The sequence below is a fragment of the Arthrobacter sp. FW306-06-A genome, from assembly GCF_021870055.1.
In the GTDB taxonomy this organism is placed as follows: Bacteria; Actinomycetota; Actinomycetes; order Actinomycetales; family Micrococcaceae; genus Arthrobacter.
Map to the genome: position 1 here is coordinate 3,988,619 of NZ_CP084552.1, position 13,574 is coordinate 4,002,192.

The 13,574-nt window shown below is 65.5% G+C and carries 11 protein-coding genes; 4 read left to right on the forward strand and 7 right to left on the reverse strand.

From position 1 onward, the window contains the following. Positions 1–115: 115 nt before the first annotated feature. The 4 genes from LFT49_RS18695 to LFT49_RS18710 all read right to left on the reverse strand — a co-directional run bounded on the left by LFT49_RS18695 (position 116) and on the right by LFT49_RS18710 (position 5,090). On the reverse strand, positions 116–1,519 hold the full coding sequence (locus tag LFT49_RS18695; RefSeq protein WP_237429055.1) for a ferredoxin reductase: 1,404 nt from the start codon (positions 1,517–1,519) through the stop codon (positions 116–118). Further along, positions 1,516–2,820 (reverse strand): aromatic ring-hydroxylating oxygenase subunit alpha, encoded by a 1,305-nt coding sequence (locus LFT49_RS18700; RefSeq protein ID WP_237429056.1) that lies wholly within the window; start codon positions 2,818–2,820, stop codon positions 1,516–1,518. The genes LFT49_RS18695 and LFT49_RS18700 overlap by 4 nt, the downstream gene beginning before the upstream one ends. 564 nt (positions 2,821–3,384) lie before the next feature. After that, positions 3,385–4,005 carry an MBL fold metallo-hydrolase gene (locus LFT49_RS18705; protein WP_236799831.1) on the reverse strand — a complete coding sequence of 207 codons (621 nt, stop codon included), beginning with the start codon at positions 4,003–4,005 and terminating at the stop codon, positions 3,385–3,387. Then, positions 4,005–5,090: an S-(hydroxymethyl)mycothiol dehydrogenase gene (locus tag LFT49_RS18710; RefSeq protein WP_236799833.1), complete on the reverse strand. Its 1,086-nt coding sequence runs from the start codon at positions 5,088–5,090 to the stop codon at positions 4,005–4,007. Before LFT49_RS18710 ends, LFT49_RS18705 begins: the two co-directional genes overlap by 1 nt. Before the next feature lie 326 nt (positions 5,091–5,416). Here LFT49_RS18710 and LFT49_RS18715 point away from each other — a divergent pair, with 326 nt between their 5' ends. The 3 genes from LFT49_RS18715 to purM are packed head-to-tail and all read left to right on the forward strand — an operon-like array spanning position 5,417 to position 8,601. Then, entirely contained in the window at positions 5,417–5,731 is a 315-nt protein-coding gene (locus LFT49_RS18715) for a hypothetical protein (RefSeq protein WP_236799834.1), read from the forward strand. A 57-nt stretch (positions 5,732–5,788) separates the two neighbouring features. Then, on the forward strand, positions 5,789–7,459 hold the full coding sequence (purF, locus tag LFT49_RS18720; RefSeq protein ID WP_236799835.1) for an amidophosphoribosyltransferase: 1,671 nt from the start codon (positions 5,789–5,791) through the stop codon (positions 7,457–7,459). After that, positions 7,456–8,601, forward strand: coding sequence for a phosphoribosylformylglycinamidine cyclo-ligase (gene purM / locus LFT49_RS18725; RefSeq protein WP_236799836.1), 1,146 nt, complete (start codon positions 7,456–7,458; stop codon positions 8,599–8,601). The genes purF and purM overlap by 4 nt, the downstream gene beginning before the upstream one ends. Positions 8,602–8,673: 72 nt before the next feature. Here purM and LFT49_RS18730 read toward each other — a convergent pair whose 3' ends face one another. After that, entirely contained in the window at positions 8,674–9,447 is a 774-nt protein-coding gene (locus LFT49_RS18730) for a VOC family protein (RefSeq protein WP_236799838.1), read from the reverse strand. A 216-nt stretch (positions 9,448–9,663) separates the two neighbouring features. Continuing rightward, positions 9,664–9,897, reverse strand: a complete 234-nt coding sequence (locus LFT49_RS18735) for a DUF3073 domain-containing protein (protein ID WP_142135039.1) — start codon at positions 9,895–9,897, stop codon at positions 9,664–9,666. 271 nt (positions 9,898–10,168) lie between these two features. Between LFT49_RS18735 and LFT49_RS18740 the strand changes: the two genes are divergently transcribed. Then, entirely contained in the window at positions 10,169–10,849 is a 681-nt protein-coding gene (locus LFT49_RS18740; protein ID WP_237429057.1) for a septum formation family protein, read from the forward strand. Positions 10,850–10,892: 43 nt separating this feature from the next. Here LFT49_RS18740 and clpB read toward each other — a convergent pair whose 3' ends face one another. After that, positions 10,893–13,535 carry an ATP-dependent chaperone ClpB gene (gene clpB / locus LFT49_RS18745; protein ID WP_237429058.1) on the reverse strand — a complete coding sequence of 881 codons (2,643 nt, stop codon included), beginning with the start codon at positions 13,533–13,535 and terminating at the stop codon, positions 10,893–10,895. Positions 13,536–13,574: the final 39 nt, after the last annotated feature.

Genomic DNA, 13,574 nt, shown 5'->3' on the forward strand with positions numbered 1-13,574 from the left:
GTTCGGTTGCCACGGAAGGCCTGACGCTGGGTGCATCAGACCTTCCGTGTGGTGTTACTTTTCACTTGCGGTGAATCTTTGGGGGCCGCGGGGTGCCCGTCGGCCCAGGGCGCGGCTAGGCGTCGATCACCATGTCGGTGCGCGCGGTGGAACAGCAGGGAAGGAACTTTCCGGCATCGATTTCACGTTTACGGATTCCGCCCTGGTGGTTCATGTCGATCTCCCCGGACAACTTGACCACCTTGCAGGAGCCGCACATGCCTTCCTTGCAGTTGGCGCCGATCCGGACACCGGCGCGCTGGGCCACCTCGAGGATGTGCTCCTCGGGGTCGATCCGCACGTTGATCCCGGCGCGCATGAAGGACAGGGTGAGGCTGCCGGTTCCCACGGTGTCGAAGCTGGAGGCGTCCGGGGCCTGCGCATCCGGTGCCACAGCCGGGGTGCCACCGGCCGGGGCTTCCGGGTTGGCAGCTTCCAGCGCCAGTCCCGTGGCCTGCAGGGTTCCGTCCTCGTCGTAGCCGGGCTCGTAGATCCCGAACGCTGCGGGCTGGCCTTCGAAGTAGTCCTCGGCGGATTCCGCGATTTCCCCAGCGATTTCCTCGGCGATGTCCGCCGCCAGGGCGAGCTCGGCCTGGTATTCGAGGAGGGTTTGCCGGTCGCCGGAGAAGAACTCCATGTAGATGGAGGTGTCGTCGACGCCCACCTTCCTGAGCAACTCAGTGGCGGTGTTCAGGTACCCCTCCGGTCCACAGGCGTACACCTGCCGGCCGTTGGCGTCGGGCGCCACCTCATCGATCATGGCTGAGGTCAGCCGTCCGCTGAAGCCTTCCCAGTGCTCGGGCCTGCCGCGGTCGCCCAGGGCATAGAAGACCTTGATGCGCGAGTCCACGGAAGCGATGTAGGCCAGCTCCCGGTGGAAGGCGAAGCCGCCGGCTTCCGCGCCGTGATAGAGCACCACCACGTCGGCGGTTCCCGGCAGGGAGTGGATGGTCCGCAGCATCGACATGATGGGGGTGATGCCGGCGCCTGCAGCCAGGAAGAGGTACCGGGCGCGCCGGTCGGCGTCAGGCAGGTGGAATGCGCCCACAGGTCCCAGCATGTCCAGGACGGTGCCGGGCCTGACGTTCTGGTGCACCCAAGGGGAAACCAGTCCGCCCGGGTCACGCTTAACGGTAACGCTGAAGGTCCACGGTTCCGTGGGCGAACTGGACAGCGAGTAGCTGCGGTCCACGGGTTCCTGGTCCTCGCCGTTAACCGGGAAGGCGATGTTCACGTACTGGCCCGGGCGGAACGCCAGCGGTGCACCATCGGAGCGGCGGAACACGAAGGTCATCATGCCGCCCGCTTCGGGGATGGTTTCGACGCATTCGGCCATGAACTCCTGCGGATGCCACGGGCCCAGGGCCTTGGCTGCGCTGGCCGGTCCTTCGACGCTGCCCATCACCCGGTTCCACGGCATTTCAAGGCCGCGGATGCGCTGTGGTTCCTGGACCTGCGTCTGGGTGAGGACGTCAATCATGCCAAGTGCTCCTGCACGCGGTGGACGTACCAGTTGATGAAGGCCTCCACCTGGTATTCGCTCTTCATGTACGGGCCGGGCTCGTAGGCGGGGCTGGCAGCTCCCTGCTGGCACAGTTCCACGAACGCCTTGTCCTGAATGTTGGTCTGCTTCCAGGTGTAGGTGAGCTTGTCGAGGTCGTAGTCAACGCCTTCCTCGGCGTCGTCAGCCACCAGCCAGGTGGTGCGGACCAGGGACTGGTGCTCGTTGATGGGGAAGACGCCGAACGTGATGACGTGGTCGCCCAGGAAGTGGAACCAGCTGTTGGGCTGCAGGTGCATCGAGCAGCGGCCCAGGCGGAAGTCCCGCAGGTCGCCGAGCAGCTTCTTGGAGAGCCTGCGGCCGTCGGCCGAGAACGATTCGCCTTCGCCGTCCAGGGATTCGCGTGAGATGCGGATACCGGCAATGCGGGTGTCGAGTTCCTCAACCACCTCGTAGGGCAGGCCGTAGCGGCGGCAGCGCTCCTCGAGGGAGGACTGGGCTTCCTTGTTGCGGTCCCAGACCTCTTCAAGGTGGGCCGGAATCAGTCCCTCGGTCAGGCCCCATGTGGGGAAGAGCGAGCAGGCGAGTTCCGGGTGTCCGTCGCAGTGGTAGCACTCACGGTTGTTCTCCATGACGAGCTTCCAGTTGCCCTCTTCGATGATGTTCTGCTGGTAGGCAATCTTCGTCTTGGACAGGTCGTGGGGTGCCAGGTAGGGCTCAAAGATCTTGGAGGTCTCGTCGAAGTCTGCGGGCGGTTCGTCAGCGATGCAGACGAAGATGAGGCCGGCAACCTCGCGGCTGTGGGCGCGCTTGAGGGCAAAGCAGTTCTTATCGAACTTGGCTTCGCCGGGGGCGGAGGCGTGGATCAGGTTGCCCTCCGGGGAGTAAGTCCAGGAGTGATAGCCACAGACCAGGTTTCCGGTGGAACCGGCAGCTTCGGTCAGGACCCGCGCACCCCGGTGGCGGCAGACGTTGTGCAGGACGTTGACGTCGCCCTCATCGGTGCGCAGCACGATCAGGGAGTAGGGGCCGTAGTCCACCGTGATGTAGTCGCCCGGCTCCGGCAGCTCGGCAACGCTGCCGGCAAAGATCCAGTGCTGGCCGAAGATGGCCTCCACGTCGAGCTTGAAGATGGTGGGGTCGGTGTAAAAGGGGGCGTCGAGGGAGTAGCCGGTGCGCCGTAGAGCGAACAACTCGGTAATTTCAGCCAGCTGCTCGGCCGGCATTGTTGAAGCGAGCTTTCCGCGTGCGCTGAGGGGCGCGTTCACTGAGGTAGTCATGTGTTTCCTCCCAAAAGGGCTGGGTTTTGAGCAAATTGAGGAGATTACGGAGCGGCTGGGGCAACAGGGGTTGTCCAGGACGTTCTGTTCACCAATGTGGGGAGGTACATCAGCAACAGACTTGATGACTCCAGAGGAGAACTGGAAGCACCTAACGCAACAGCGATCACCATATGCAACAGTGTGACTCCTGCCACCCCCGCTGTCAATGAATTTCAGATATGACGGAAAAGCCCGGAATGTGTCGTCCGATGCGTGCCGCCAACAGGCCTTGCGTGTCAGGTGCAGCGTCGAATAAACCCGCACTTTTCACCCCGGAACGGCCCGCGAATTGGCATTTGACGGCAATCCCAGTGCTTTGGACTGCCGCGAAGTGCCACCTCGCGGGCGCTTGGCTTCCGCCGGCGGCTACGGCAGGGACCTGGATCCGGAGGGGGGCCGGACGGCAACAACCCTGCGTGACTACCGGGAACATGCAACAGCGACGGCGACAGTCCGGCAGGTGCCGGTGTCGCCGTCGCTGTTTCCGCCCTTCACGGGCTTACTGCATCGATTCTTTGTTGGCTACTGCGCCACCTTGGCCAGTGTTTCCCGTTCCGCGGCGATGGTGGTGTTGTCGCCGTGGCCTGTGCGGACCACGGTCTCAGCGGGCAGGGTCAGCAGCTTCTCCCTGATGGAGGTCAGGATGGTCGGGTAGTCGCTGTAGGACCGGCCAGTGGCACCCGGGCCGCCGTTGAACAGCGTGTCCCCGGTGAAGACCGTCCCTTCACTCTCGAGGTAGAAGCACGTGGATCCCGGCGAGTGCCCCGGGGTGTGGATGGCACGCAGCGTGGACCCGCCAACTTCGAACACATCGCCGTCGGCGTGGTACTGGTCGGGCTTGGCGTCCTGGTACACCTGCTCCCACAGGACCAGGTCCTCCGAGTTCAGGAGGATCGGGGCGCCCAGAGCGTCTGCTACTTCGCGGGCGGCGCCGATGTGGTCGTTATGCGCGTGGGTGAGCAGGATGGCCTTGACCTTGCGGCTGCGGACCTGGTTGATGATCGCAGCGGCGTCATGGGGCGCATCGATGATGACGCATTCCTCATCGTTGCCCACGATCCAGACGTTGTTGTCCACGTCCCAGGTGCCGCCGTCGAGCGAAAAAGTGCCCGAGGTGACCAGGTTCTCGATGGTGACTGCCATTAGATCTCCACCACCGAGCGCAGGACCTTACCCTCGTGCATCTTCTCGAACGCTTCCTCCACCTGCTTGATGGTGATGCGTTCGGAGACGAAGGCGTCCAGGTCCAGGTTGCCCTGCTTGTAGTGCGACACCAGCATGGGGAAGTCGCGGGAGGGCAGGCAGTCACCGTACCAGGAGGACTTCAGCGAGCCGCCGCGCCCGAAGACGTCCAGCAGCGGCAGTTCCAGCGTCATCTCCGGCGTCGGCACGCCCACCAGGACCACGCGGCCGGCAAGGTCGCGGGCGTAGAAGGCCTGCTTGTAGGTTTCAGGACGGCCGACGGCGTCAATCACCACGTCCGCGCCAAATCCTCCGGTGAGGGCACGGATGGCTTCCACCGCGTCCTCCTGCTTGGAGTTCACGCCGTGGGTGGCACCGAGGGACTTGGCCATCTCAATCTTGTTGTCATCGATGTCCACGGCGATGATTGTCGTCGCGCCCGCCAGCTTGGCGCCGGCGATCGCCGCGATGCCCACGCCGCCGCAGCCGATCACTGCCACGGACTCGCCGCGTTTGACGTCGCCGGTGTTGATTGCGGCACCGATGCCGGCCATGATGCCGCAGCCCAGCAGGCCGACGGCGGCAGCGTCCGCCTCGGGGTCCACCTTGGTGCATTGTCCGGCAGCCACAAGGGTCTTTTCGGCGAAGGCGCCGATGCCCAGGGCCGGGGAAAGCTCGGTCCCGTCCTCGAGGGTCATCTTCTGGGTGGCGTTATGGGTGTTGAAGCAGTACTGCGGCTGGCCCTTGGCGCACGCGCGGCACTCGCCGCACACAGCGCGCCAGTTCAGGATGACCCGGTCGCCGGGAGCCACGGAGGTGACATCAGGGCCGACAGCGCTAACCACGCCAGTGGCTTCGTGACCGAGCAGGTACGGGAAGTCGTCGCCGATACCGCCCTGCTTGTAGTGCAGGTCGGTGTGGCAGACACCGCAGGTCAGGATGTCGACCAAGGCCTCCCCCGGGCCCGGATCCGGCACCAGGATCGTCTCCAGCGACACCGGGGCGTTCTTTTCCTTAACCACAACTGCTTGGACTTTGTGGACCATGGTCTTGTGTTCCTTTCCTGGATCCGGCTGGATCCGGTGAGTCGGCACCAAGTGCCAATCTAGCTGACGTGCCAAGGCCCAGGGGTCTCGCCATGGCCAGTGCGACCTGCGGGGATGATTGCGGATTACACAACAAGTTGCACAGAGCACTAACGGGAAATATGGCAGCGGCTACAGGTCGTGTCAATAGATATATCAGTTGCAGGCCAGTTGCGGCGCGGGTCACGGATCCTTTCCGGGCGAAGTTTGGCGGGGCAGGAAACCTGGGCTCCCGCCGCCCGGCGTCCTGTTATGTGGCCCAAAAGTCCGGCAGTAGGCTGGATGGCATGGCTTTTGAAGAAACCCCTGCCGAGCGGCGCGAAGTAACCGTCCGCCGGGCACCCAAATACGTTCCATTCCTGATCCTGGGTGCCGTGGTGGGAATTATCGCTGCCGCAGTGGTGGCATATGCGGTTCCGGGCGACGCGTCATTCGACCCCGGAGCCGTCTTCGGTTTCTTTCTGATCATGTTCGCTGCCATCGGTGCCATCCTCGGTGCTGGTCTGGCGCTGGTCCTTGACCGTCGAAGCGTGAAACGGCAGCAGAGGGCCGTGGTGGAGGCTGTTCCGGATTCAGAGCCCGATACCGATACCCAGGGCTAGCAGGTCACAAACCGGTGGCCGGAAAAGACATACCCCATATCGTGCGATAATCGATCAGTGGCACGCGGCGATGGAAAACTTTCCCATGATCTTCTCCCCGGCGAAAAAGGCCCCCAGGACGCTTGCGGCGTCTTCGGCGTCTGGGCACCGGGTGAGGAAGTAGCAAAACTTACCTATTACGGGCTGTATGCATTGCAGCACCGCGGTCAGGAGTCGGCTGGCATAGCGACCAGCGACGGCAAACGGATCAACGTCTACAAGGACATGGGCCTCGTCTCCCAGGTCTTCGACGAGACCACCCTGAACACCTTGACCGGGCACCTGGCTGTGGGCCACTGCCGCTACTCCACCACCGGCGCCAGCCACTGGGCCAATGCACAGCCCACGCTCGGCGCCACGGCCACTGGCACGGTTGCCCTGGCACACAACGGCAACCTGACCAACACCGTGGAACTCAACGCCATGATCACCGAACGCAACGGCGGTCATCTCACCGGTGAAATGAAGCAGGGCAACACCTCGGACACCGCGTTGGTCACCGCCCTGCTGGAGGGCGAGCCGGGCAAGACGCTCGAGGAAACCGCCACCGAACTGCTGCCCAAGATCAAAGGCGGCTTCTGCTTCGTCTTCATGGATGAAGGAACCCTTTACGCGGCGCGCGACACCTTCGGCATCCGCCCCCTGGTCCTGGGCCGGCTGGAGCGCGGCTGGGTCGTCGCGTCCGAACAGTCCGCCCTGGCCACCGTGGGTGCCAGCTTCATCCGCGAGATCGAGCCGGGTGAGTTCATCGCCATCGACGAGGACGGGGTGCGTTCCAAGCGCTTCGCGGAGCCGACGCCGGCGAGCTGCGTTTTTGAGTACGTGTACCTTGCGCGCCCGGACGCCGCCATAGCAGGGCGGTCCGTGTACGAATCCCGGGTGGAGATGGGACGCCAGCTGGCCCGGGAAAATACCCAGGTTGCGGATATCGTCATCCCCGTACCGGAGTCCGGCACCCCGGCGGCGGTCGGTTACGCCGAGGAATCCGGCATCCCTTTCGCCCACGGCTTCGTCAAGAACTCCTACGTGGGCCGCACCTTCATCCAGCCGTCGCAGACCCTGCGCCAGCTGGGCATCCGGCTCAAGCTCAACGCCTTGGAATCGGTGATCCGCGGCAAGCGCGTTGTCGTGGTGGATGACTCGATCGTCCGCGGCAACACCCAGCGGGCCATCGTAAGGATGCTCCGGGAAGCCGGAGCTGCCGCCGTGCACGTGAAGATTTCCTCCCCGCCGGTACAGTGGCCCTGCTTCTACGGCATCGACTTCGCCTCCCGGGCCGAGCTGATCGCCAACGGCGCCACCATTGAAGAGATCTCCCAGGCCATTGGCGCCGACTCACTGGCCTATATCACAGAGGACGGCATGATCGGGGCCACCCGGCAGCCGCGCGAACGCCTCTGCACCGCATGCTTCACCGGCAAATACCCCATTAAGCTTCCCGATGCGGACAAGCTGGGCAAGAACCTGCTGGAGCGCACGGACCTCGGCGGCCTGAAGCCTTCCCCGTCCGCGCTCCCCGGTGAAACCGCCGCCCTGGCCGTTGACGCCACCGAGGATCCCGCGGAAAAGTCCGGTGCCACCGGTTGCGATCCGGGCCCGGACTCCGAATTCGAGAACCTGCTGACCGAAGCCGACCTCGTGCCCGACGTACACGCCGCCACCAGCGCCGACAAGAAGGATTCCGTATGACCTCCGCCAGCCCCGCCGCAGAAAACTCCGGCATCACCTACGCCTCCGCCGGCGTGGACGTTGAAGCCGGGGACCGCGCCGTCGAGCTCATGAAGGATGCCGTCAAGGCGACCCACAACTCCTCGGTGATCGGCGGGGTGGGCGGCTTCGCGGGCCTCTACGATGTCTCCAGGCTGCTGACCTACAGGAAGCCGCTGCTGGCCACCTCAACCGACGGCGTGGGCACCAAGGTGGCCATCGCGCAGGCGATGGACATCCACGACACCATCGGATTCGACCTGGTGGGCATGGTGGTGGACGACATCGTGGTGGTGGGCGCCGAGCCGCTGTACATGACCGACTACATCGCCTGCGGCAAGGTTGTCCCGGAGCGCATCGCCGACATCGTCCGCGGCATCGCCTCCGCCTGCTCCGTAGCCGGCACCGCCCTGGTGGGTGGCGAAACCGCCGAGCACCCCGGCCTGCTGGGCGAGCATGAGTACGACGTTGCCGGTGCAGCCACCGGCGTAGTGGAGGCCGACGCGCTGCTGGGTCCGGACCGGGTCCGCGCCGGGGACGTGGTGATCGGTATGGCCTCCTCCGGGCTGCACTCCAACGGCTACTCCCTGGTCCGCCGCGTCATCAACCATGCCGGCTGGGCGCTGGACCGCCAGGTCTCGGAACTGGGCCGCACCCTGGGTGAGGAACTCCTGGAGCCGACCCGCGTCTACGCGGCCGATTGCCTGGACCTTGCCCGCACCTTCCCGGTCAGCGCCGGCGCGGCCGTGCACGGCTTCAGCCACGTGACAGGCGGTGGCCTGGCCGCCAACCTGGCCCGTGTCCTGCCGCAGGGCCTGGTGGCCACGGTTGACCGCGCCACCTGGGAACTGCCGGCCATCTTCAAGCTCGTGTCCGAACTGGGCAACGTCCCCCTGGCCGACCTGGAGCGCACGCTGAACCTCGGCGTGGGCATGGTGGCCATCGTGTCCCCCGAGGCAGCGGATGCCGCCGTGGCCCGCCTCAACGAGCGCGGGCTGCCGTCCTGGATCATGGGTACCGTCACCGCGGACTCCGATTCGATCGACAAGTCCGGCCCCGATTACGTGCAGGGCGCCAAGGGCGTGGACGGCGGAGCGGTCCGCCTGGTCAACGCCTACGCCTAAAACCCTCCATCCATTGCTGGGTACTTGTCGTTTTCACGCCTGGGAACGACAAGTACTCAGCACTCGATGTTTTTAATCGACTTGGATCAGGTTGAGCACTCCGCCCTGGGGATCCCTTATGGTGGCCAGTGAACCGTCGACAGGGTATTCGTCCGGCTCTACCAGGACCTCGCCGCCTGCTGCCTGGGCCGCCGCTGCCGCCCCTGCAACATCCGCCACGCCGAAATAGACCTGCCAGTCGGCCTGCTCGCCTTCATCGGCAGGAACGACGCCGGCCACCTCGCTGCCGTCGATGAGCAGCGTGCTGTAGCTGCCGCCGTCGTCCTGGGGATACTCGGTGACCTCATGCCCGAACAGCTGCTGGAAGAAGCCGACGGCGGCCGGGGGCTCGGGCGTGAACAGTTCCGCCCAGGCAAGCGCACCGGGCTCGTTGAACAAGCGGCTTCCGAAGTGCGTTCCGGGCTGCCAGATCCCGGTGGTTCCACCGCCGGGAGGGGCCAGGAAGCCAAGCACTCCCGTATCGCCCACCGGCTCCGGGCCGAACAAAGCAGTGCCGCCGGTGTGGCGTGCTTCTTCCAGCACGTCCGCGGCATCCTTGGCGGAGAAGTAGATGTTCCACTTTGCGGCAGTGCCGGCCTCCAACTGGAGGGGGTTTTGCGGTGCGATCGTGGATACCAGCTCTCCGCCCACGAAGGCCTGCGCGTAGCTGCGGCCATCCGGGGTGGGAAAGTCCTGGTAGGTCCAGCCGAAGATACGGCCGTAGAAGTCTTTGGCGGCGGCAACATCCGGGGTCTGCAGATCCGCCCAGCAGGGCTCGCCGTTGGCGTACGTGGTCCGAACAGTCATCCGGTCAGGTTACCAATCCGGTCCGTGAAGCAACACGGAAAGCCCGCTGCCGCACCGGTAATCCGGGGTGGCAGCGGGCTTCGCGCTGTAAGCGGTCACCCGAACCGGGTATCAAAAAGGAGTTCCCGCACATTACCTGCGTCCGCATTCCTGCGGGATCAGTCTGTGCTTGAGCGCCACAGCAGCCGGGCCAGAGCCACGGCGGGCTTGCGACAACTAGCCGATGCGACGGTGGTCAACCTCGTCGTCATCGTCATCCAAATCATCCGCGTACTTATCCACATAAGCCGAATAGTCCGGTTCGACCGGCTCATTCGAGTAACGGCTCGTTGAACGACTGGCAGGGCCCGTCAGCTCACGCTGAAGTGCCGAGTAGTCAGTGTTCGGGGAGTAGTACTTGATGTCCCGAGCCTGCTTGGTAGCTTTTGCCTTTTGACGGCCGCGCCCCATGGCGTGACCCCCTTTTGTACTTGGACCGGAGGTGGTCACCTTGGCGATCGGTGAGGCCCCGGAATGTTTGGTCAATTTGTCGTACACCTAGATTACATGCTTTCGGCGGGCCCCGCTTGCCGCCTGGAGGCCCGCACGGCCCGGTGGGGTACCATGACGCACTCCCACCCGCGGGATTCCGGCATTTTTCTTCGGTAGAGTCACCTAAGAACTGCCGGATATTATCCGGCCGTTGGCGAGCCGCGGAACCAAACCAGGAGGATGCGCACCCGTGAACCAGCAGGACCTCCCGCCAAAACCGTCCTCGCCGCCGCGCACCGGAAGCCTGCCTAAGATCCCTAACGGAAGCGGCACGTCAGCTCCTGCGCCGGAATCCGTCACCTGGTCCCAAACGCCCCACGAGCCCGCCCTGGAAAAGCGCGCCAACAGGCGGCCGGCCGTCTGGAAGGCGTTTTTCGTCGTCGTAATCCTGGCGGTTGCGGGATCGCTGGTGTGGCTTGCCGTGTGGCTGGGCTCTTCCCCGGGCACCCAGGCACCGAAAGCCGCTGCACCGGGTGTGCTGCAGACCGCCGTCACTCCGCCCGCCAGCCCCCAGCCCCTCCCCCGGGAAGGGGTGGCACCCGCCGCGTACGCCGTTGGTGATTGCTTCAAGGACTTCGACCCGCAGGCGCTGACGTCCACGGTGGTGGCCTGTGACACGCCTCATTCGGCGCAGTTGGTGGCCACCCTGCACTACCCGCAGGCCGCCGAGTATCCGGGTGCGGACCCGCTCAAGGCAAAAGCGCTGGAGGTCTGCCAGGCAGCAAAGCTCAGCCCGGCGGCGAAGCAGTTCCCGCTCAACTACCAGCGCAGTTACCCCAGCACCACCAGCTGGGGATCAGGCGACCGTCGGGTGGACTGCTACGTCGCGGCCGACGGCGGCAACGTGATCAACGCAAGTGTGCTGCCCTGACAGAGAGCCTGCCGGGGCAGCACACCCAAACCGCAGCGCGAGGCTAGTCCTTCCGACGGACCGACAGCCCTGAGCTCGGGGCACCGGTCAGCGTGTCGACGCTGGAATCGGTGAGTTCGCCGAAGTCCGGCGCGGTGTCCACCAGGACTGTGTCGCCGTCGCTGATCTCGCCCGCCAGGATGGCCTTGGCCAGCCGGTCGCCGATCTCGCGCTGCACCAGGCGGCGCAGCGGCCGGGCGCCGTAGGCGGGGTCGTAGCCGGACAACGCCAGCCATGCCTTGGCGCCGTCGGTGACATCGAGGGTGAGCCGCCGCTCGTGCAGCCGCCGACCCAGTTCCGCCACATGCAGTTCCACGATGTGCGCCAGTTCCTCCACCGTAAGGGCGTCGAACAGGACCACTTCATCGAGCCGGTTCAGGAACTCCGGCTTGAAGGACGCGTTCACGGTGGCCATCACGGCGTTGCGCTTGGCCTCGGCGTTCAACGACTGGTCCACCAGGAACTGGCTGCCAAGGTTGGAGGTCAGCACCAGGATCACGTTGCGGAAGTCCACGGTGCGACCCTGCCCATCGGTGAGGCGGCCGTCGTCGAGCACCTGCAGGAGGATGTCGAACACCTCGGGGTGCGCCTTCTCCACCTCGTCCAGCAGCACCACGGAGTACGGGCGGCGGCGGACGGCCTCGGTCAGCTGGCCGCCTTCCTCGTAGCCCACGTATCCCGGAGGCGCCCCGACCAGGCGGGCCACGCTGTGCTTCTCGCTGTACTCGGACATGTCGATGCGCACCATGGCACGCTCGTCGTCGAACAGGAAGTCAGCCAGGGCCTTGGCCAGCTCGGTCTTGCCCACGCCGGTGGGGCCCAGGAACAGGAACGAACCGGTAGGGCGGTTGGGGTCGCTGATGCCGGCCCGCGCGCGCCGGACGGCGTCCGACACTGCCTGCACGGCCTTGGCCTGGCCGATCAGGCGCCGGCCCAGCTCCTCCTCCATGTGCAGCAGCTTCTGGCTTTCGCCCTGCAGCATCCGGCCGGCGGGGATGCCCGTCCAGGCCGAGATGACTTCTGCAATGTCTTCCGCGGTTACTTCCTCCGCCACCATCTGCGCCGGCTTGTCCGTGACGGCAGCCTCGGCCTCCGCGGCGGCGTTCAGCTCGCGTTCCAGCGCCGGGATTTCGCCGTAGAGGATCCGCGAAGCCGTCTCCAGGTCACCTTCGCGCTGGGCCTTGTCAGCGGCGGAGCGCAGCTCATCCAGCTTGGCCTTCAGGTCGCCTACGCGGTTGAGGCCGGCCTTCTCGGCTTCCCACCGGGCATTCAGCGCGGAGAGTTCCTCTTCCTTGTCCGCCTTGTCGGCACGGAGTGCGGCCAACCGCTCCACGGACGCGGGGTCCGATTCGCCGCTCAGGGCCAGTTCCTCCATGGTGAGGCGGTCCACCTGCCGGCGGAGCTGGTCGATTTCCTCCGGGGCGGAGTCGATTTCCATGCGGAGGCGTGAAGCCGCCTCATCGACCAGGTCGATGGCCTTGTCCGGCAGCTGCCGGCCGGAAATGTAGCGGTTGGAGAGCGTGGCCGCTGCCACCAGCGCGGAGTCGGCGATGGACACCTTGTGGTGCGCCTCGTAGCGTTCCTTCAGTCCGCGGAGGATGCCGATGGTGTCCTCCACGCTGGGCTCACCTACGTACACCTGCTGGAAGCGGCGCTCCAAAGCCGCGTCCTTCTCGATGTTCTCGCGGTACTCGTCCAGGGTGGTGGCACCGATCAGCCGCAGCTCGCCACGGGCCAGCATGGGCTTGAGCATGTTGCCGGCGTCCATGGAGGAGTCGCCGGTGGCGCCGGCCCCCACCACGGTGTGGATCTCATCGATGAAGGTGACGATCTGGCCATCGGAGCCCTTGATTTCCTCAAGCACCGCCTTCAGCCGTTCTTCAAACTCACCACGGTATTTGGCGCCGGCAACCATGGAACCCAGATCCAGGGAGATCAGGGTCTTGCCGCGCAGGCTTTCCGGGACGTCCCCGGCCACTATCCGCTGCGCCAGGCCTTCCACTACGGCGGTCTTGCCCACGCCGGGCTCACCGATGAGCACCGGGTTGTTCTTGGTGCGCCGGGACAGGACCTGGACCACGCGCCGGATTTCAGAGTCGCGGCCGATCACGGGGTCCAGCTTGCCGGCGCGGGCCATGGCAGTCAGGTCGGTGCCGTACTTCTCAAGAGCCTGGAAGGTGTTTTCCGGGTCCGGGCTGTCCACCTTGCGGTCGCCGCGGACGCCGGGCAGCGCGGCGAGCAGGGCTTCGCGGGAAGCACCGGCGTCGCGCAGCAGGCGGGCAGCGGCGTCATTGCCGGCGGACAGGCCCACCAGGAGCACTTCGGTGGACACGAACGAATCGCCCAGCCGGTCAGCCTCCTCCTTGGCGTGCTGGATGGCCTGCAGCGCAGGCCGGGACAGCTGGGCCTGCTGGCTGGAGCCGCCGGACGTTGCGGGCAGGGCCTTGATGGCGCTGCTGGCCTGGACGCTGACGGCGTCGGGGTCGGCCCCGGTCGCACGGAGCAGCGCAACGGCCACGCCCTCCCGCTGGTCCATCAGGGCCTTGAGGAGGTGGGCCGGTTCCAACTGGGGGTTCCCGGCCGTCGAGGCGTTCATTGCGGCGGCGGAAAGAGCCTCCTGGCTCTTGGTGGTGAATTTGACGTCCAAAGAGAGCTCCTTTCGGGGGCTTGTTGACTAAGTTGAGTC